Source organism: Plesiocystis pacifica SIR-1 (assembly GCF_000170895.1).
Classification (GTDB): domain Bacteria; phylum Myxococcota_A; class Polyangia; order Nannocystales; family Nannocystaceae; genus Plesiocystis; species Plesiocystis pacifica.
Genome location: NZ_ABCS01000004.1, coordinates 163,661 through 184,847 on the forward strand (window position 1 = coordinate 163,661; position 21,187 = coordinate 184,847).

The window sequence follows — 21,187 nt, forward strand, 5'->3', positions numbered from 1 at the left end:
GCGTGCTTTCGTTCAGGAGGGCTTCCCCCGATCGTGATCCGAAGGGCGCGACGCGAAGGCCCCGGAGCGCGGCGCGACTCCGGGGCCTTTGTTTGGTTCAGAACTTTCTCGACCCGCGGCGATCGAGATCACGAACGCGGGCTCACTCGGCCGCGTCCTCGTCGTCCTTGGGGCGCTCCTCGTCGAGCATCAGGCGCAGCCACCCCTCGTGGATCTGCAGGGGCTCGGTCGGCAGCACGGCGGTGTCGGGCAGGGTGCCGACCTCGGTGATCGACCAGCCGTCGGCGCCGGCGGCCGGGCGCTCGCGTCGGGTCCAGACCCAGTCGAAGCGCTCGAGGCCGGGCACGGGCATGGCCTTGGTCTTGGGGTCGAGGAGCACCGGCCCGACCTTGAAGGTCGGCGCGATGTTGCCGAGGGCCTCCTCGTACTGGGTGCGGTCGAGCATCAGCCGCTTGCGCGGGAGCAGGCCCGTGGCCGCGTGCACGCCGGCTTGCGGGTCCATGAGCAGGGCCAGCTCGACGGTGTTGCCCAGGGGCAGGTCGACGGTGGCGTCGGGGTCGACGTAGGGGTGGTCGATGGGCCGGCTGCGGTCCTGATCGTCGGGGAGGTCCCCGAGGTCGTCGTCGATGTGCTGCCACGCGTTTGACTTCACGTCCTTGTCGGGCGGGAAGAAGCGGTGGAAGTTGATGGCCCCGCTGTCCTCGCCGGGGTCGCTCGAGAAGTAGCCGAACAGGCCGTCGTCGGCCTGGGTGATGCTGCCCAGGCGCGCCTCGATGCCCCGGGGCGTGTGCACGGTGTGCTCGGGCTCGCGGGCGCGGACGTTGACGCGCAGCTGGGCGCGGACGACCGCCACGGGGCGGCCGACCAGGGTCGAGACGAACTCGTTGCGCCCGACCCGGCTGTCGACGGTGTCCTGGACCGTGTCGATGGCCCGGATCAGCGCCGACAGGGCGCTCTCCCGGGGCAGCGGACGCGACGCGGCCTCGCCGGTCTCGGCCTCCATCTTCGCCGCGATGGCGTCGGCGTTGTAGTCGAGGATGCCCTGGACGACGCCGCGCAGCGTCGGGTTCTCGATGGCCGTGGCCGCCGCGCCGAGCCGGGCCTCGACGCCCGGGGCCGGATCCCAGCGCAACTCGAGCTTGGGCTTGGCGGGGTCGTTGGCGTCCTCGAGGGACTGCTCGGCGTGGCGCAGCTGGCCCAGGGCCTTGCCCCGGTTGTCGAACACCTCGATGGCGTGCTCGACGTGGTCCGGCAGCAGGTAGCCGCACACCGGTGTCAGCCACGGCCGCGCCTCGCGTTCGTCGCGGAGGGCGGCCTCGCTGCGCGCGTCCATGAAGCGAAAGTGCAGCTTGGCGAGGTGGGGGATGCGGGGGCGGATGAACAGGCGCTGGTTGGGGCCGCTGGCGTTCTTCGTGTCCGAGGTCCGCTCGTCCTTGGCGACGGAGCGCTGGGTCAGCGTGCGGGTCTGGCCGAAGGTGTCGATGACCCGGATCTTGCGCAGCTCGAGCTTGCCGGCGTGGAAGGCCTCGGCCGCGCCGTCCTCGTCGATGTTGGGGATCGAGAAGCCCAGGATGTCGAGGCGCTCGAGGTCGGCGGCGATGCTCTTGGCCTTGTTCTGGAGCGTCGCGCTGGCCTCCTTGGCGGCGGTCTTGATCGAGTCGGCGAGGCTCTCGATGGCCGCGGGGGTCGGGAAGGTGCGCCCCCGGTACACGCGCGGGCTGGACGGGGCGCCCGAGAACACGTTGATGCGCTCTTTGGTGACGGGGTGGAGGCCCGGCTGGTGCTCGACGTTGCCGAGCTCCCACTTGGTGGTCAGCACGCCGTCGAGGTTGGCGGCCGGCCAAAAGTGCGCCTCGTACTCGACCATGATCGGCGACCAGACGTCCTCGCCGACGTCGTGCTCCTCGCCGTTGTGGGAGAACTCGCCCGAGAACTTGAGGGCGAGGGCGCTGGGCAGCTCGCCGCCGAACTCGAGCTCGGCGTTGATGCTGCCCTCGGCCTCTTCGTCGATGTCGGGGGCGTGGATCGCCCGCCACATCTCGCACTGGGTCTCGAAGGCGTTGGCCGCCTCGTCCCAGCGCTTGGTGTTGTCGGTCCACAGCCGGGCCATGCGCTGCTTGTTGGTCGGGTCGAGCAGCGCCGTCTCCAGCACGAGCTCGCGCACCGTCGCGCGCAGGGAGTCGTCGACGTCCTCGAGGAAGTCGCCGAGGTCGACGAGGTCCGCGGCCTCGACGTCCTGGATGGTCGAGTTGTCCTCGTTTTGGGGCGAGGGCGGCGGGTAGAGCTTGGCCGACAGGCCGCTCGAGCTGACGGTCTGGGAGCTGAGCCGGCAGCGCAGCTTCCCGTCGCCGTCGAAGCGGCCGTCGTAGCCGTGGCGGACGTTGCGGCGCGGGCCCTTGATCAGCACCACGGGGTCGGCGGGCGCCCACCAGCGGATCTTCGGGTCCTGGACGATCCGGACCTTGCGCTGGCCCCAGTTCGGGACCTCCGCCAGGGTGGAGGTCCGGCGGACCTGGCTGGTCCGCTTGGTCATCAGCCAGCGCAGCGCGACGCGACCGTCGGAGGTGGGCCGCATCTCGACGATGTCGACCTCGCCGCCGTCGATCTTCGCGGCCCAGCTGTTGTCGAAGGCGCTGCGCGTGACCGCCTTGCCTGGGAGATCGGCGTCGTCGTCGATCGACGCGGTCGCGCCGTCTTCGAGCACGGCGGGGACGAGCATCACCGCTTGGGTGCGCGGAGCTTCGTCGGGGTTGTGCTCGGCGAAGAAGCTCTCTTGGTGGAGCAGCTGGGGCGCGCGCTCGGCCCCCGAGGTCGTGCCCACGCGGTGCTGCTGCCCCGAGTGGAGCAGCTCGAGCACGGCGCGGGCCGAGCTGCTCTGGTCACGGCCGAGCAGATCGGCCACGGTCGCGGCGTAGGTCGTGCCGAGGACGGTCTCGGCGGACTTGTTCTCCCAGATGCCCTTGCTCGCGCCGGTGTAGATGCCTCCGTCGCTGCCCTTGACGGGCACGCCGAGGACCGCGCCGTGGCATACGATTCGGTTCGGGGCGCTGTGCCGGGCCCCGAGCGAGCCGACGAGGATGTCGATGACGTTGGGGGCTCGCTCGAGCTGGATGTCCAGCTCGGACACCTGCCCGAGCAGCTCCCGGGAGTCGACGCCAGTGGTCCGCAGGATGCTGGTCTTGGTGTCGATGACGTTGGCGAGGGCGGCCGTGCGCGTGCCGCTGGCCATGGTTCGGTTGGCCTTGTGCTCGAGGGCGGCCGCGTTGGTGCCGGCGCCCTTGCGCGGGAAGCCGCCGCCCGGGTTGAGCGAGCCCTGTTTTTTTGCGAGCTCTTGCTGCTTGCGCAGCTCTTGCTGCTTGCTCAGCTCCTGCTTTTTGGCGAGCTCCTGCTCGTTGGCGAGCGCTTGCTTCTCGCCGAGCGCCTGCTTTTTGGCGAGCTCTTGCTGCTTGCGCAGCTGCTGGTTGCGGAGGGCCTGCTGATTGCGGAGGGTCTGCTGCTTGCGCAGCAGCTGTTGACGCCGGAGCAGGGCCTGGCGCTTGCGCAGGATGTCGGCCTGGTTGCCGCCGCGCAGCTGGGCGCTGGCGGCCTTGTTGGCCATGGTCGGCTTGCCGCCGAGCAGCCGCGGCCCGCCGCGGACTTGCTTGCCCGCGAGGTGGGCGTCGTGGATGCCCGCCTGGAGGTGGTTCGACTGGAGGTGGTTCGAGAGGATGTGCTCGGTCAGCACCCGGCCCTGGCCCACGGCCAGCTCGTGGGTCTCGGCGCCGATGCGCACGAAGTCGGGCTGGCGCGAGCGAGCGCCGTGGTCCGGCTGGGTGACGACGTCCGTGGGCAGCTCGGGGAACTCGTCGAGGATGTCGCCCGGGAGCGTCTCGGGCGTGGTGACCCGCGGATCGACGCCGGGCGTCGTGCCGTGGAAGATCTCCTCAAACAGCTCGTCCGGCGTGATCTCGTCGAGGATCCGGTTGATGCGTTCGGTGTAGTGGTCGAAGTCCCGGATGCGCGGGGTCGTCTCGAACACCCACGGGACGGTCCGGGGGGACTTGGGGATGGGGTAGTCCCAGTTGCACGCGCGGATGAACTGGTCGCGCTTGAGGGAGCTGCTGGTGTTGAGGGGGTCGTCCTCGGCGTCGAGGTAGTAGCCCACGACCAGGTAGGACACGGGGCCCTCGCCGTCTTTCAGATCCGAGAGCGGATCGTGCATGCCGAAGCGGTTGCGGGCGTTGGGGTAGTAGGCCGCCCACGCCGGGCCGGGGGCGGGCTCGTGGGGCTCGGGCTCCGGGAAGCTGCCGTCCGCGGCCTGGAAGCCCGCGGCCGTGAGCCGGTGGGGGACCTCGTCGCGCTTGGTGAGGACCTCTTGGAGGTCCCCGACGGGGGTCCCGAGCGACCACAGCGGGTTGAAGTTCTCGAGCAGCTGCTCGAGCACGGTCTGGTGGCCCGCGGAGATCTGCCAGTTCCGGTTGTTGGCGAGGTTGATCAGCTGGTGCTGCTGTCCGCTGAGCTGGACCTTGCTCTGCTCTTGGTCGCTGCTGAGGGCGAGCAGGGCGGTGCGCTGGTCGGCCGAGAGCGGCGCACGCTTGCCGCCAGCGTGGACGTTGGGGCGGACGACCTGGCTCTTCTTGGTCGAGCTCCGCGGCGCGGTGTTGGGGCCCTGGAGCAGGTAGCGAGCGCCGGACACCGAGTCGATGGCCCAGACCACGAGCTTGCGCTTTTGGTTGGCCTTGGGCGGGAGGTAGCGGAACACCAGCCACAGATCGGGGACGCCGATGAACTCCGTGCGCGAGCCGTCGATGCTCTCGTGCGCCTGGGTGAGGGCGTCGGGCAGGGCCCAGTGCAGGTGCACGCCGGGGGCGAGGCCGTTGCTGTCGACCTGGAACAGCTTGCCCTGGTCGGACACGCGGAAGGCCGGGGCGAAGCCCTGGGAGGAGCGCTGCTCGATCAGCAGCGCGTCCAGGTGAATGGGGACCTTGAGCGCCTTGGCCATCAGCTGTCTTCTCCGTCGTTGTCGTCTTTGTTGGCTGCCAGGAGCATCGCCGTGGTCGCGCTGATCGCGTTCAGGCCGCCCTGGAGGGCGAGCTGCGCGGCGACGGCCACGTCAGCTTGCGGCTTGGCCATGAACTTGATCTGGACCTCTTCGTCCGTGGGGTTGTCGAAGTAGGTCTTGAGCAGGGGCATGACGGCGATGAGGCCCTTCGACATGGTGTGGTCCTTGGGCTTGGGCGGCAGCGGCGGGTAGTGCTCGCGCTCGTCCGTGCTGGCCCTCGCGTCCGAGCGGAAGGGCTGGACGAAGGGGAACTGCTGCAGGGCCATGGCCATGTAGCGAGAGTCGATGTGCTCATCGACCGAGGCCGGGACCTTGTTCTCGTTGACCGAGGAGGGGACCTCGAAGTCCGCGGCGAGCTGGCGGGCGAGGGCGTCGATGTCGAGGACGTTGTCGTGCGCGACGGTGTCCTTCTTCTTGGTCTTGACCAGGTGCATGAAGCGATCGCGGTCGATCTCGACCTTGGACATGAGCGTGGCCGGGGGCACGCGCCACATCACGTTGGCGCGGGGCTCCGCGTCGCGCAGGGTCGTGGTGTCCCCGGTGTCGGGATCGCGGGGCTCGACGTAGCCGCCGGCGTAGGGGTCCTCGCGGGTCGGAGCGGGCAGCGAGGGGTCGGCGTTGATGCCGAACTGGACGCCGTGCTTGGGCTCCTCGATCTCGACGAGGTTGGGGACGCCGTGCCACAGCACCAGCAGGATGCCCTCGGAGATCCGCGCGACCCTCAGGTTGGTCAGGCGCTGCTTGTTGCGGAAGGCCCGGATCTCCATCCGGGGCCAGCGGCGGACCAGGATCGAGCGCAGCAGCATGCCGGTGACCTGGTCGCCCTGGCCGCCGTGTTTGTCGAGCTGGTTGCGGATGCCGACGGCGGCCTCCATGGTCAGCTTGAGCTCGCCGTTGCTGACGGCGCCTGCCGAGATCGCGCCCTGGACCAGGCGATCGGTCCAGGTCCGGTCGATGTAGAACATCCGCACGCTCTCCGGGGGGAGCATGCGGGCGTCGGGCACGATGTAGTGGAAGGGCACGCGCTCGAGCAGCTGGAGCCCGAGCAGCCAGTTGCGCAGGTCGTCGTCGAGCTCGCGGACCTTGCGTGTGGTGTTCTGACCGATCGCAGCGATGTTCGAGCGCGCCAGGGAGCCAGCCGGAGCCCGGTTGTCCTTGAGCGTGGTCAGCACCGTGGTGGCGTCGATGTAGAAGTCGTTCTTGGCCATGGTAGTCGTCCCGCGGTTGGGTGGAGGTCAGGGCTTGTCCAGCATCGCCATGTCGTTGGCCATGACGAGGCTACCCATGGCCCCCTCGATGACGTGAACGTTGGCGTCGAGGAAGTTGCCCCCGACGATGTCGACCATGTTCTCGAACTCGAGCTGGTGTTCGAAGTCGAGGCCGCCGAGGCCGCCGAGGCCTTCGTGGTTGGCGTGCCCGGGCAGCCCGGGGATGTGCATGGACTCGTGCAGGCCCTCGAGGCCCAGGGCCTCGAAGCGATCGAAGCCCATGCCCTCGAGCCCCGCGAGCTCGTGCATCAGGCCCGAGGGGTCGTGGTGGAAGCCGTGCTCGAGGCTGATCATGTCGCGCACGGGGTTGATGAGGATGTCCTGCTTGCTGAGGATGCGCTGCATCACCCAGTCGCCGTTGATCTTGGCGAGCAGCTCCTCGAGCTTGTGCGGCATCTGCTCGATGAAGTCCTTCACGGGCAGGGCCTGGGGCAGGAACAGGCTCTCGCGCTCGATGGTGAACTGGGAGCGGCGGAAGGCGATGAGCGCCTGGAGGATGCCGCGGTCGCTCATCGCCAGCAGCCGGCCGAGCTCGAAGGCGGCGGCGTAGCTGACGTCGTACTTGCCGCCGACGATGGCCCGGGCCGCGTCGGCGTTGACGATGATCTCGTCCGAGCGGTGCATGGGCACGGCGAGGGCGGGGCCGTGGTAGTGGCCGCGCTCGGGCTGGCCGTCGCGCTCGCGGTGGTCGAGGCTCACGCCGCCGAGGCCGTCGGTCTCGGGGCCGGCGGCGGCCTGGTCCTCGTTGGGGATCTGGCCGAGCAGGTGGACGCCGCCGTTGTAGTGCAGCGCCTGGGCCCAGGCCTGGAAGTCGCCGCCCAGATCTGCGGTCTTGTACTTCCAGTAGTGGAGCACCGGGAGCTCGTAGGTGGTCTCGAGGCCCCAGTCGTTGTTCGTCGCGCCGTTCGCCGAGGCGGTGTTCTCCTTGCCCGCGAACTCGATGCTGACCAGGGCCGCGACGTAGTTGAGCCCGACCCGGGGCAGGCGGTTGCCGAGGACCATGGAGACGTAGCCGTCGTCGTCGCCCGCGAACTCACCCTCGGTGTCCTTGAGGCTGACTCGGCGGACGTGGGTCAGCAGCCTGCGCTCGCTCCGCTTGGGGGCGATGCGCCGGAGCGCGGTGCCGCTGATCTTCAGCACGTCGCCCCGACCCCCGGGGAAGTTGTGGTTGCGCACGAGCTGCGAGCCGAACTCGAGGGCCAGGCTCGGCTTGTCGGCGTTGGGGTCGTAGTCTTGCTCGGGGACCTCGAGCAGGAGCAGCATCATCCACGGATCGTCGTCGACGCCCTTGGGCACCCGGCGCTCCCAGGGCAGGGTCCGCCGGCGCAGCGCGATGTGGGGGATGCGGAGGTTGCTGGCCTCCTTGGCGCCGGCGGCCGGGAACACGCCGAGCACGTCCCGGGGAGACAGGCGGTAGCGCGGGCCGACGACCTCGAACTCGAACTCGTCCGCGAGGGTGATCAGCTTGGTGTCGGTGATGCTCTCGACGACCTGCTCGATCTTCGCGGTGTACTTGCCCGCTTGCAGGTCCGGGATCGCGCTCTCGAACAGCTGGATCTCGCCGCGATCGAGGGGCTGGTTGGGGTTTTCTTCGCTCACTTCAGGACCTCCAGGCGGATGTGGGTGGTGCCCGTGGACGAGAGGGGGCCGTCTTCGACGATGTCCCACTCGCCCATGGAGGCGAGCCGTTGGGCCCACTCGCGGTTGTTTCCAGGACCGCCGACGACTCCGAAGATGCGGAAGCCGCGGGCGATGGTGATGTCGACGCTGTAGTCGGACTTGGTCTGGACGGGGAACACCAGGGCGCCCTGTCCGGGCATGAGCACGAGCTGAGCCTTGCCCAGCTTCGCGCCCTCGGCCTCGACGCGGATGCCGTCGCTGAGCCGGCTGTGGCCGGTCAGGGAGCTCGTGCTCAGCACGATCAGCGTGGTCGCCGAGGCGGGCATGGTCACCCGCACCCGCTTGGCCGCGTGCAGGAGCTTGCGAGCCTGCCCGGCCTGCAGGGCCTCGAGGCGCGGCGTGCCGTCGAGGATCTGGACCGTGGAGCCGCGCGCGAGGAAGGTCCGGCCGGTGACTCGGACCAGGCGCGAGCCCTCGTCAAAGCCGACGGTGGCGACGTCCCGCCGCGCGTAGCGGCTGGTGAAGATGCCCTGGCCGCGGCCGCGAGGCAGCCCGAGGTTGATGGGCTTTTGCTTTTGCGCCGCGGCGTTGGCCAGGTTCCCTTGCACCGTGGCGGCGAGCTGCTGCTTGCGGGCGAGCTCGGCCAGCATCGCGGCCCTGCGCGGGTCGTTCGCCATGAGCTTCGCGCCCTGGAGGTTGGCCAGCTGCGAGCGCGGGTTGTGGAGCATCGCGGCCTGGGTCGCCGCCTTGGCGGACTTGGCCGAGCTCAGCTTGGAGCCGCCGAGCAGCTTCATGCCGGCGCCGGGGCGCATCATCTTGCCGCGGTTTTGGGCGGCGAAGATGCGCGCCATCTGCTGGGGACTCAGCCCCCCGCCAGGACGCATGGGGATGGACGCCGCGGGCTTCTTGGCCGCGGGCATCTGCGCCGCAGGTTTCTTGGCCGCGGGCATCTGCGCCGCGGGTTTCTTGGCCGCGGGCATCTGCGCCGCGGGTTTCTTGGCCGCGGGCTTTTGGGCCGCCGGCTTCTGAGGCGTCTTTTGCGGCGTGCTCATCCCAGGCTTTTGCGGGATGGAGGCCCCGGGCTTTTGCGGGATGGAAGCGCCAGGCTTCTGGGGCTTTTGCGGGATGGAAGCGCCAGGCTTCTGGGGCTTTTGCGGGATGGAAGCGCCAGGCTTCTGGGGCTTTTGCGGGATGGAAGCGCCAGGCTTCTGGGGCTTTTGCGGGATGGAGGCGCCAGGCTTCTGGGGCTTTTGCGGGATGGAGGCGCCGGGCTTGCTGGGCTTGGCAGGCTTGCTCGGCGTCGTGGGCTTGCCGGCTTGCTTCGCCTGCTTGCGGAAGGCCTCGGGCTTGCCGAGCCCCGCCGCGACGACGCGCTTGGTCCCGCCGGGCAGGTCGATGGCCTGCTGACCGGGGCCGTACTCGAGGTCCTGGAGGACCGTCCCGTCCCGGGCGAGGCACAGCAGGCGGCCGGCCTGGGTCCCCTTCATGCGCAGGCGCATGCGCTTGCCGCCGCGCTTGGGCAGGCCGTCATCGGGGACGTCGAAGACCTGGGTCATGCCGGCGTTGAGCCGCGCCCCGTCGCGCTTGCGCGGGTCCTTGCCGACGAGCGCGCGGGTCTGGTCGAGCATCGCCTTGCGGTTGCGCTCGCTGACGCGGTCGCGGTGGAAGCTGCGCCCGACGCCGCGGACGAGCTCTTGCTTGGGCCCGCGGCCGACGTTGCGCAGGCGGACGCCGACCATGAAGCTCTCGCGCTCGCTCGTCATCGGAGCCATGACCCGAGCCGCGCGCGCGGCCGAGCGGATGCCCCGGGTGCTGGTCTGGGTCAGGGCGGAGGTCTTGGTCACGCCCGAGTAGGCCGGGAACACCGCGCCGACGACCTCGAGGGTCGCGCGGTACTTCCACGCCGCCTCCCAGATCTTGCCCTGGACCACGGAGCCCGCGCTCGAGCCCGAGCCCTTCGACCGCTTGATCGTCGAGTTCAGGGCGTCCTGGGGGCTCTGCATGGCGCTGAGGTAGCTGCTCGCAGAGGTCCCCACGGCCAGGCCGGCGGCGTTCTTTTGGCGGGCCAGGGACAGGCCCTGGACGCGGTAGTCGTCCGCCTGGGCGGCGCTCGTGAACTGCTCTTGCAGCTTGCTCTTGTCGACCTTGTTGCCCCACGAGCCGCTCGAGCCGAGGGGCAAGTGGTGGTCGTACTCGGCCATCTCCTTGTCGTAGGCCGAGAGGGTCGAGACCTCCTGGAAGGCCGGCTCCGCGACGATCTCGAAGTGGTCGGGGAGCATGACGGTGCTGCCCTCGCCGTCGTCGGGCTTGAGGTGGGCGTCGTCGATGTCGTGGGGCGCGGCCCGGCCGGCGAACATCGCCTTGGGCAGCGGGGAGCGCTTGGCCGTGATCCGCAGGCCCTGGGCGTGGCTGCCGTTGGTGTGCTTGAACTCGAACTCGAGCCGCGAGGTGACCGAGTAGGTGTCGGTCGGGAGCAGGTCGATGCGGATGGTGTCGGGGTGCTCGGTGTCCTCGGGCAGGTCCGGGTTGTTGTCGCTGCCGGTGTCGGCGTCGCTGGCTTTCGGGCTCGGCGAGAAGTCCTGGACGACCAGGTTGGCCCCGTTGCTCCGCATGTTGACCTGCGCCGCCTCGTTGAAGGGCATGGTGCTGCGGATCAGGAAGGTCGCCTCGGGGCCGATGGCCGGGATGGCGTCCTCGGCACGCCCGTCGGTGATCACCCCCTTGGAGATGGTGAACTCGATCGGGCTGGTCTCCTCGTCGGCGCCGTCCTCCTTGCCCCGGGTCGAGCGGATCGGGCCGTCCGCGCCCCCGCTGACGTTGGGCAGCGCGAGCTGGGTGAGGGCGAAGCTCTTGATCGAGGCCGGGGCCTGGACCGGCGCCCGGCTGGCGCCGAACTTGACCGTGAACGAGACGATCGCCAGGTCGATGATCGCCTTGCCCGACATCTCCGGGCCCTTGATGAACAGCTGCACGCCGACGCTCATCCGGATCTTGGCGAACCACAGATCGACCTCGAAGCCGATCGAGATGTGCATGCGCAGGTCGTAGTAGAAGGGATCCCAGCCGATCAGGATGTCGAAGCCGGCGCTGAGCCAGGCCTTGACCGGGCCGAACTTGCCGACGACCTCGATGAGCCCGCCGGTCATCGCCTCGCGCGGGGTGATGGCGAAGTAGCACTCACCCTTGATCGAGACCGCGTCGCTGATCTTCCAGCGCAGGCCGATGCGCGGGACCACCGGGTAGTCGTACTGCTCCGGCGGGACGAAGGCGGGGTGGTAGCCGCCGATCGAGAGCACGGTCTCGCCGGTGTTGAACCACGAGCGCAGCGCGAAGCCGCCGGTCAGGCGGATGTCCTTGTGCAGGACCCACGAGTCCTCGGTCAGCTGGGCCTCGGCCCACAGCATCGGCCCGGCCGAGCCGCGGGTGGTGAAGCCTACGGACAGCACCAGGCCCACGGACAGCACCGCGTTCGAGGCCGTCGGCAGCTTGATCGAGGCCTGGCCGAGGAGGCCGAACTCGAAGCCCTGGTCGAACAGGATGTAGAGCAGCGCCGCGCCCTTGATGAACACGAAGGAGCTGAACTTGATCCCGGCGGCGAACCAGTACGAGCCGCGCTTGATCGGCATGTGCGAGGACACGCTGTCGAGCACGTCGAGGACGTCGCCGCTGCCCGCGAGCGCGGCCATCAGCGGGTGCGTGGCGACCTCGTCGATGCGCGGCGTCCGGAACCCGCGGTTGTAGCCGAAGCCGCCCGCGAGGCCCTCGATGAAGAACATCGGGGGGCCGCCGAGGGGCACGGGGATCAGCGCGAAGATGAACAGCGAGGCGTCGCCGTCGTCGAGGGAGGCGTAGGAGCCGACCGCGGCGATCTCGAAGGTCCCGACGCGGACGCTGGCGAAGCCGTTGTACTCGGTGATCGCGACCTTGGGCGTGCCCGCGTCGTTGTCGTGGTCCCAGGTCGTCTCCTTCTTGAGCAGGCCGGCGGAGATCTGGACCGGATCCTGGTCGAACTCGACCGCGAGCCCGCTGAGGGTGATGCTCCAGGTCTCGGGCTTGGCGAGGCTGTTGGGCGGGATCGCCAGGCCGAAGTCGTCGACGGTGATCTGCAGCGGGCCGAGGCCGAAGCTGCCGTCGAAGGTGAAGTCGATGGTCTCGCCGGCGAGCTCGTTGGTTGCGATCGCGCCGGCGGCCGCGGCCACGGTCAGGGCCGTGAGCTCGAGGGGCCCGAACTGCATGTCCATGGGCAGCTCGAGGCGGCCGCCGTCCGGGGCGTTGGACTGCGGGAAGCGGAACTGGAACGCGCCCTCGGAGCTCCCGGCGGGCTTGTCCCAGCTGACCTCGATGTCGATGCCCGGGTTGTCGGCGCCCTCGCTCATCAGCGAGCCGGCGACCGGGTCGCTGTCCGAGCTGGCCTGACCGAAGGGCAGGCCGATGTTGTTGAGGCCGAGCCCGAAGCCGTAGCCGAGGTTGCTCGTGGTCCACTCGCCCGGGCCGATGTCGAAGTCGAAGGTCGCCTGGACCGAGCCGAGGGTGATGCCGGCGTCGAGCAGGGGCTTGCCCCCGGAGCCGCCGACGCGCAGGCCGATGTTGCGCAGGCCGATGCCCACGTCGAAGTGCGTGTCTGCGGGGTTGCTGTCGGGGATGAACAGCAGCGGGACCCGCGGGCGCTCCTCGGGCGTGCCGATCAGCAGCTCGACCTTGGGGTCCGCGACCAGCTGCGGCGGCGCGATGTCGGGCATCTGCACGCCCAGGCGCTTGCCGCCGTCGACGGTCTCGATGAAGAAGATGTCGTAGCCCGTGGCCCCGTCGATGGCGTCGGTGATGTCGCCGATGTAGCCCATCAAGGTGCCGAGGGCGCCGTCGGTGTCGATGACGAAGTAGGCGATGCCGCCGGCGAGGGCCATGAGCCCGGCCGAGGCGTAGAGCATGTGCTCGACGGTGATGCGTGTCCCGTCGATGTCGAACACGGTCTGGTCGCGCTGGAGCCCGGCCGCGTCGAGGATGGCGTCGAGGATGGGCAGGCCGACCTCGGTCAGCAGGCCCTTGATGGCGTCGTCGTCGGCGTCGACGGAGAAGTCCGGCAGGACGCGGAAGACCACCGCGCCCTCGGTCTCGACGGTGGCTGGCTCCGCGTCCTCGGGGCGATCGGGGGTCGGGCGCAGCACGACGTCGAGCTCGAGCAGGCCGGCGCTGTCGGCCCTGAACAGCACGGTGGGCTCGAGGTTGACGGGGTCGGGGATGCGCCCGCTCAGGCCCAGGGTGCACTCGCCCCCGGCGTTCATGCCCGCGCCGACGTAGCCGCCGGCGATGGACTCCTTGGCGATGGCGACGTAGCCGAAGTCGGCGTCGCCGTGGGCGGTCATCCAGATGCCGAACTGGGAGTCGTTGGGGTCCCAGCCGACCACGATGGCGACCGGGATGCCGGTGATCCAGACGTAGGTCCGCGTGCCGCTTTCGTTCTCGGGGGGAGCCTGGGTCCAGTCGCTGGGGCTCGCGGGGCCGAAGCGCCGGGTGTTCACGCCGTGGCCGCTGAGCAGCCCGAGGCAGCCCTCGAGCAAGCTGAGCAGCGAGTCGGCCTCGGTCTCGAACCAGCCGATGTTGGGGGTCTCGACCTGCGCGATCAGGCCGCCGACGAAGGCCTCGATCGCGTCGTAGCGCGCGGCCAGGTTGGGGGCGGGGTCGTCGAACAGGCCCTCGATGACGCCGGCCGCCGTGGCCGCGTCTCCGCCCGCGTCGTGCAGGCCCTGGAGGATGCCGGCGAGGGCCGCGGGCAGCAGCAGGTTGATGGCCGAGCTGACGCTGCTGAAGCCGGTGAAGGTCGGCAGCAGCTGGATGCCGCAGACCGTGAGGCTCGGGACCGGGCCCGTGAGCCCAAAGTCGAGCTCGACGGTCGTGGCCTCGTCGAGCTGGAAGTCGAGGTCGATGTCGACGTGGGGGTCCCAGTTCTCGGTGTTGACCCCCAGGCCGAAGTTGAGGCCGAGCTTGGGCTGGCCGCCGACGTCGACGGCGATGTCCCCGGACTGCAGCATCAAGATGCGGCGGCCGTCGGCGACGGTGCCCGCGAAGATCTCCCAGCCGTCGGCGATGGGGAACACGCCCTCGAGCTCGCGCAGCTTGCCGAGGATCTTGCCGACGGGGTCGTCGAACAGCTCCCACAGGGGGTTGGGGTGGCGGCCGCCCTCGTCGAGGATGCCGAAGTCTTCGAGGTTCTGGCGGGCCTGGGCGCTGAGGTGGGGCTCGACGAAGGCGCCGAACAGGGCGGCGACGGCGGCCTCGATGGCGAGGCGGTAGCCGATGGTCAGGATGCGCTCGCCGAGCAAGCCGGCGTCCGCGACCGGGTAGAGGATCAGCGGGCCTCCGAAGAGGTTCTCCATGTCGGTGACGAGGGCCTCGCCGTCGGCCTCGAGGGTGCCCGGGCGCGGGTGGATGCCCAGCTCGAACACGGTATCGTCCGAGTTGCCGTAGCCGTCGGGGTCGGACCAGGTCGCGACGAGCTCGAGGGGCGCCGAGCCGACGCGGGTGGTCAGCACGCCCTGGGTCTGGCCGGAGAAGGGGTTGAAGCTGGCGACGACGCCGATGTCGACGGTGTCCGCGACGGCCTCGTCGATGCTGACGCGCAAGGTGCCGTCCTCGTCGAGGTAGAGCACCTGGTTGCCCAGGGGCACCTCGACCTGCCACGCGCCGCCGTCGTGGACGGTGAAGCCGACGGCCTCGAAGCCGGACTGGAGCGGGCGCAGGCGGGGCACGCCGACGCCCTCGTCCCAAAAGCGCTCGGCCATGTAGGCGCCCGGATCCTCGATCAGCCGGACCATGGGCTCGGCGAGGAAGCCGAAGCCTTCGCCCTCGGCCACGACCACCCCGAGGCACTCGAGGATGGTCATCAGGGGCGCGAAGGAGTCGTCGGCGAGGGGGCCGCCCTCCTGGGCGAGGGTGTCGAGGACGACGCCGCCGACGCTCAGCGCGAGCAAGCCGCTGAGGCTGGCCGTCGTGGCCGGGGCGCCGATGCTGTCCTGGAAGCCCGCGTCGATGAGCTCGAAGTAGGGGTCGAAGCCGTCGGTGGGGTTCCAGCGCAGGCCCAGCTCGATGGCGCGCAGGTGGACGGCGGAGGCGTCGGTGAGCAGCAGCCAGCCGACGCCTTCCTCGATGGTCGTGTCGTCGTCGCGCGCGGCGTGGCGCAGCTCGGCCTCGAGGGACAGGGCGGGCGTCACCCGGGCCGTGCCCGCGTTCTCGGTGACCTCGCTGACGTCGACGGTGAACAGGTCCGCCCGGAAGTAGGTGTCGAACTCGTACTGGACCTCTCCGCCGTCCTCGGTGAGCTTGGCCGGCGGCTGGACCGAGTCGGGGGCGAGGTCGAGGCGCAGGCCAAAGCCGACGTGGCTGGCGGTGCTGTCGTCGGGGCCGCTCGGGTCGACCCAGACGATCAGCTCGACGGGGAAGTCGCGGTCCTCGGCGTCCTCGGGCGCCTCGTTGAGGCGGATGGCCCAGGGGTCTTCGTAGGTGCCCGAGCCCGTGACCGCCGGGGCCTCGGGGCGCGCGAGGGCGCCGTCGAGGGTCGGCATCTCGCCACGCAACCACCGCCACAGCAGGACCATGCCGGCCGGGCCGGCGCCGTCGACGGTGAACAGCTGGCCCAAGCGCAGCTTCAGACCGCCGAGGGGGTCGGTCAGCAGGCGCCGGAAGGCGGCGACGTCGAAGGCAAAGTCCGCGCCGAAGTCGCTGCTTGGCCAGCTCAGGGCCGCGCCGGCGGCGGTGCCGAGGTCGAGGCCCGGCCAACCGCCGAGGAGCTGGACCACGCCGAGGACCCACGAGCGCCACTCGCCCGCGTCGCCGTCGAGGGCCCAGCTGGGCACGCCGAGGGTCAGCAGGCGCATCATGAACTCGCCGAGCTCGACGGCCCACTGGGCGTCCGCGGCGGACGCGAAGCCGAAGTTGTCGAGGCTGAAGTTCAGCTGCCCGAAGTCCGGGAGATCGCCGATGGCGATGGACAGACCGGAGCCGCTGAAGGCCCCGACGCCGAAGCCCGAGAGCGGGCTCGAGCCGCCGAGGGCCGTGGCGTCGAAGCGCAGCGAGGGCAGGCTGCCGCCGGGCAGGGGCGGGAGGCTGGCCATGAGGTCGCGCAGGTCGAGGCGCTCGGCGTCGGCGATCACGATGCCGGGATCGACCAGGTCGAAGGCGGGGACGGGGTCTTGGCCGCGCTCCCAGTCGACGCTGGCGACGAGCCGGGCGGCCTCGATGCCGAACACCACGCTCGCGGGGTCGCCGTTGGAGGCTTCGCCGTCGATGCTCGCGCGGATGTGGGTCTCGCCCTCGGGGGGGATCAGCGCGGCGTAGACCGACGCGCCGGGGACCGGGCGGACCGCGACGGCCGGATCGTCGGCCGCCGGATCGTCGATGCTCAGCTCGACCAGGCCCGCGACGGCGCGGGCCTCGAAGGCCGCGAGGGGGTCGGCGTCGGGGCCGAGGGCGATGGGGTTCAAGCTCGCGGCCAGGTCGACGCCGAGGGTCCGCATCGGGCCCCCGGTGGGGTCGGGGAGGATGTGGAACTCGAAGGCGACGTCGCCCGGCTCGCCGCTGGCCATGACCATGCGCCAGGGGTCGTCGGTCTCGCCCGCGCCGGTGATCGCGGGGACCGTGAAGCCGCCGTCGCCGTCGATGCCGTCGAGCAGGCCCTGGAGGGTGTCGAGCCAGGTCTTGAACCACGGCGTCCCGCCGTTGTCGGCGAGCAGCCGGCCGATCCACACCTCGTAGGCGTCGAGGGGCCCGCCCACGAACTCCTGAGCGTCGATCTGGGGGTAGTCCGTGACGCCCTCGGGGGTGTCGAGGCCGATGAGGATCGCGATGGCGTGGCCCTCGGGGGTCAGGTTCAAGCTGTTGCGGATCACGGCCGCGACCGCGTGGGTCGCCATGTCCTCGGCCGCGTCGACGGCCGCGTTGCCGTTGGTCAGGTCGAGGACCGGCCAGGTGCGGGCGTGGTCGTCCTTGTCGATGATCAGCTCGCGGAGCTCGAGCATGGGCTCGAACTTGCCCTGGTAGTCGAGCTTGACCCCGGCGACGACCTCACCGATCGACATGGCGCCGAGGAAGGCGAGGCGGGAGTCGCCGGCGAGCTGCGCCGCGCTGATGTCGAGGGCCGGCGGGGTCGGGGCATCGGGGGCGCCGGGCGGCTGCCCGACCAGGCGCAGGTCGACGCAGAACTCTCCGGCGAAGTTGGCCGAGAGCGGCCCCGAGAGCGGGAAGGAGGCGATGTCGGCGAGGGCCTCGAAGATCATCACCGGGCCGCTGGCGCCCAGGCTCTCCCGGGCCGAGGTCCGCAGGCCCAGGTGCAGGCGCTCGGTCCCCGAGGCGTCCGTGGTCGACCACAGCACCAGCTCGAGGCGCACCGCGGCGGTGGCCCAGGCGTCGGGGTAGACGGCGATGTAGCGCCCGTCGGCCTCGATGGTCAGGGCGTCGTCGGCGGCGAGGGTCCCGACCAGGCGCTCGAGGAAGAGCCGGACCTTGTTGTCGGCCTCGAAGGTGCCGTCGGTCGCGTTGTCGAAGTCGCTCCAGATGTCTTGGAGCCACTGCTGCAGGGCCAGGCCGGGGTTGGCGATGAGCGCGTCGAGGCTCAGCTCCGGGTAGCCGTTGCCCTCGGTCTCGGACCAGCCCAGGAGCGCGAGCAGGCTCAGCGCGGCGTTCTTCGCCGCTCGGGCCGCGTCGTCGGAGCCGTCGGGGATCAGGCCGATGAGCACGGCCACGCCGAGCATCAGCAGGCGGAACAGCGGCTGCTCGAACTCCGACCACTCGGGCGAGGAGTCGAAGCTGAAGTTGATGTTGTCGTTGCGCGGCCCGATGCCCTGGAGCTGGATGGAGACCAGGGAGTGCTCCTCGCTGCCGTCGGCGCCCAGCTCCCAAAAGGGCAAGCTGGCGACCAGCGCGACCCCGTCGAGGATGTGGGCGTTCTCGGTGATGTCCGAGAGCTCGAGCCGGGCCTCGAGGCTGTCGGCCAGGCGCAGGCGCTTGTTCCTGCCGAAGCCTTCGGCGTTCTCGGTGTCGACGACCAGCAGGTTGAACTGCGCCTCGAGGGTGAGGACGGGCTTGGACTCGTCGGGGGTCAGCTTCCACCGGCCGCCGAGGCCGATCACGAACTCCAGGGAGCCGGGCGAGGCGTCGTCGGGGGTCGCGCGGATCAATAGATCGAGGCCGGAGTCGCCGAGGGCGAGGGACCACAGGGTCTCGTCGAGCTCGCTCGAGCCGCTGTCGAACAGCTGGTCGAGGGCGCGGAGCAGGGCGAGGCGGCGCTGGTGGTTGGCGTCGCCCTTGCCCTGGACCAGGTCGATCATGTGCTGACCGGGGCCGTTGCCCCCGTCGTCGCCGAACCAGTCGGTGTTGAAGTCTCCGTCGGGGGTGACGATCCCGAGCGCCTTGGCGAGGTCGAGGAGCAGGCCGTTGCCCTGATCTTGTCCGATGAGGTCGTTCATGAGTGTGCCTCCGTGATGGTCAGGTGCAGGCCCTTGGAGCTGCCCTGGAAGCCCGCGAGATAGGAGGCGTTCTTGCCTCCCTGTTGACGGATGCTCTGGACCTGGGCCTCGAGCTGATCGAGGACGCCCTCCCACAGCGCCGTCTGGACCATGCCGCCCCAGCGCGTGCGCAGACCGCTCGGGTCCTCGCCCTCGAGGGTGGAGGTCGCGACGAGGCCGTCGCCCTGCTTCGTGCGCCCGAGGAAGAAGGCCATCTCGACGGTCTCGCGCCCGGTTTGATCCGTCTCGAGATCCACGGAGGTCATCATCCAGCCGCCGTCGAGGCGGATGCGCAGGGTGGTGGGGTAGACGACGACGGACGAGCCGCGATCTTGCCAGATCACGTTCGTGCCCCGACGTCCTCCAGCCCAAAGGCGATTTTGCATGCTCACCTTCAGGGTGTTGACGGGGATCAGACGGTTGATATCAGCCACGACGAGGGAGACTCCTGCGACAACGCAACGGGAGCGCGACCTTAGCGCTGGGGCCAAAATACTGTCAACGAAATGGTTGCGGTGTAGCGACTCCGTGAACACAGAGCGTCACCAGTCGAATCGCTACCGGCTGGTCACAGGGAGGGCCCTGGGCGGACTCGGCCGAGGCGTTAGCGAGGCGTTAGCGAGGGCGACTCCGCAGTCGAGGTGCACAGTTCGAGAACGCCCCAAGTGTCTCGAAACCCAGCTGGGGCGGGGTTATTGGAGGTTGCGAACTCCGGGCAGGCGGGCCCCTTCGCTCGACCGGGGTTCGAGCGGGGTGCAGTGATCGATGGATCATCATGAACCCAACCCCTCGACGGGGAGCGAGCAAAGAACTCCAGAAGAGCCCGACCAAATGTTCTCATTGAATGTGTGCACTGAATTTGGCTTTGCAGAGGAAATCGATACGGTAAATCTGATCTTCTTGGATCGTCGGGCACTCTTTTTCACAGGCCCGCTGGCCGTGTGTCCCTCCCGTGTGGGTCTCGTCACACATTCGCGAGGCTGGTGTCCGCGGCCCCCCCACCCCCCGAGCTGTGCCAAGATGCCGGCGATGCAGCTGCGCCGCGCGAAGATCCTCGGTACCCTCGGACCCGCCAGCAACTCCGACGAGATGATCGGGGCGCTCATGGACGCGGGCCTCGACGCCGTGCGCCTGAATTTCTCCCACGGGAGCCACGAGGACCACGCCCAGGTCTACGGGAAGGTCCGAGAGCAGTCCTCGATCCGCCGCCGCCCGGTCGCCGTGCTCGGCGACCTCCAGGGTCCGAAGATCAGGGTTGGGAAGATCCCCGACCCGGGGATGACCCTCGAGACCGGCGAGACCCTGGTGTTCTTGACGGATCCGACCGCCGAGATCAGCCAGGGGCGCGTGACCATCGACTACCCGACCCTCGACGAGGAGGCCAAGGTCGGCGAGCGCGTGCTCATGGACGACGGCGAGCTCGAGGCGCGGATCACCGAGATCAACGCCGGGGAGGTCCACGCCGAGATGCTCAACGGCGGCGTGCTCAAGGCCCGCAAGGGCGTCAACCTGCCGGACTCGGACCTGCTGCTGCCCTCGCTGACGGACAAGGACGCCAAGGACCTGCGCTTCGCCCTCGAGCTCGGCGTCGACTTCGTCGCCCTGTCCTTCGTGCGCCGGGTCGAGGACCTCGAGGAGTGCCGCAAGATCATGAACGAGGTCGGCCGGACCGTCCCGCTCGTGGCCAAGATCGAGAAGCCCGAGGCCCTCGAGCCCGAGAACCTGCCCAAGATCCTCGACGCCGCCAACGGCATCATGATCGCCCGCGGCGATCTGGGCGTGGAGATGGGGCCGGAGGAGGTCCCGCTGATCCAAAAGGAGCTGATCAAGCTCAGCAACGAGCGCGGCAAGCTGGTGATCACGGCGACGCAGATGCTCGACTCGATGATCCGCAACCCCCGGCCGACCCGCGCCGAGGCCTCGGACGTCGCCAACGCCATCCTCGACGGCAGCGACTGCGTGATGCTCTCGGGCGAGACCGCGGCCGGCAAGTACCCGATCCGCGCCGTCGAGACCATGGACCGGATCATCCGGCGCATCGAGAAGACCGAGACCTACTGGCTCGACCCGCCCAAGGACATGCAGCTGGGCCACACGACCAACGCCGTCGCTCGGGCGGCGGTGACCAGCTCCCGGAGCCTCCCGGACTGCAAGGCCATCATCTGCTACACGGGCAGCGGCGGCATCGCGCGCCTGGTCAGCGACTACCGGCCGAAGGTGCCGATCTACGCGTTCACCCCGCAGCCCTCGACCTTCCAGGCCCTGGCGCTGTACTGGGGGGTCATCCCGATCCGCTTCCAGCCCTCCACCCCTGGCGGCGAGAACATCTTCATCGACCTCGACCACGGGGTCCTGGACCGCAAGATGTTCGAGCGCGGGGACCGCGTGGTGATCGCCCTGGGCTGGCCCATCAAGGCGCACACCTCGGTGAACTTACTCAAGTTGCATAAAGTCGGAGAGACCTTGCGCGGGCTTTGAGTCGGGTTTATAAACCGCGTCCTCCAGTCCGGAGCGCCTTGCGAAGGTGGCGGAATTGGTAGACGCGCTAGACTAAGGATCTAGTGTCTTACGACGTGGGGGTTCAAGTCCCCCCCTTCGCACAAAAAGCCCGACCGCGGATGCGGTCGGGCTTTTTTCCTTTTTGGCCCCCGTGGGCGGGGGGGACTGGGGGTGGCTGGTCCTCAAACTCGTTCGTGCCTTCGAGGGGGCATGTGGCCGCCCCCTGAAGGGGGCGTTGGCTTGGCGGGGGTGAGGGGGGGGTG

The 21,187-nt window shown here is 69.8% G+C and carries 6 protein-coding genes and 1 tRNA gene; 2 read left to right on the plus strand and 5 right to left on the minus strand.

The window, feature by feature from the left end:
* Nucleotides 1-142: 142 nt before the first annotated feature.
* The 5 genes from PPSIR1_RS03625 to PPSIR1_RS03645 are packed head-to-tail and all read right to left on the minus strand — an operon-like array spanning nt 143 to nt 18,769.
* Nucleotides 143-4,981, minus strand: coding sequence for an OmpH family outer membrane protein (locus tag PPSIR1_RS03625; protein ID WP_006969628.1), 4,839 nt, complete (start codon nt 4,979-4,981; stop codon nt 143-145).
* A complete protein-coding gene (locus tag PPSIR1_RS03630) occupies nt 4,981-6,249 on the minus strand; it encodes a hypothetical protein (protein ID WP_006969629.1) in 1,269 nt (422 codons plus the stop codon). The genes PPSIR1_RS03625 and PPSIR1_RS03630 overlap by 1 nt, the downstream gene beginning before the upstream one ends.
* 27 nt (nt 6,250-6,276) lie before the next feature.
* Nucleotides 6,277-7,908 carry a hypothetical protein gene (locus tag PPSIR1_RS03635; RefSeq protein WP_006969630.1) on the minus strand — a complete coding sequence of 544 codons (1,632 nt, stop codon included), beginning with the start codon at nt 7,906-7,908 and terminating at the stop codon, nt 6,277-6,279.
* Nucleotides 7,905-18,386: a DUF6603 domain-containing protein gene (locus PPSIR1_RS03640; protein ID WP_006969631.1), complete on the minus strand. Its 10,482-nt coding sequence runs from the start codon at nt 18,384-18,386 to the stop codon at nt 7,905-7,907. Before PPSIR1_RS03640 ends, PPSIR1_RS03635 begins: the two co-directional genes overlap by 4 nt.
* Nucleotides 18,383-18,769 carry a hypothetical protein gene (locus PPSIR1_RS03645; protein ID WP_006969632.1) on the minus strand — a complete coding sequence of 129 codons (387 nt, stop codon included), beginning with the start codon at nt 18,767-18,769 and terminating at the stop codon, nt 18,383-18,385. The genes PPSIR1_RS03640 and PPSIR1_RS03645 overlap by 4 nt, the downstream gene beginning before the upstream one ends.
* A gap of 685 nt (nt 18,770-19,454) precedes the next feature.
* Between PPSIR1_RS03645 and pyk the strand changes: the two genes are divergently transcribed.
* Both pyk and PPSIR1_RS03655 read left to right on the plus strand, forming a co-directional pair.
* Complete coding sequence (pyk, locus tag PPSIR1_RS03650; protein WP_053335309.1) at nt 19,455-20,903, plus strand: pyruvate kinase; 1,449 nt, start codon at nt 19,455-19,457, stop codon at nt 20,901-20,903.
* 40 nt (nt 20,904-20,943) lie between these two features.
* Nucleotides 20,944-21,025 (plus strand) — tRNA-Leu (locus PPSIR1_RS03655).
* Nucleotides 21,026-21,187: the final 162 nt, after the last annotated feature.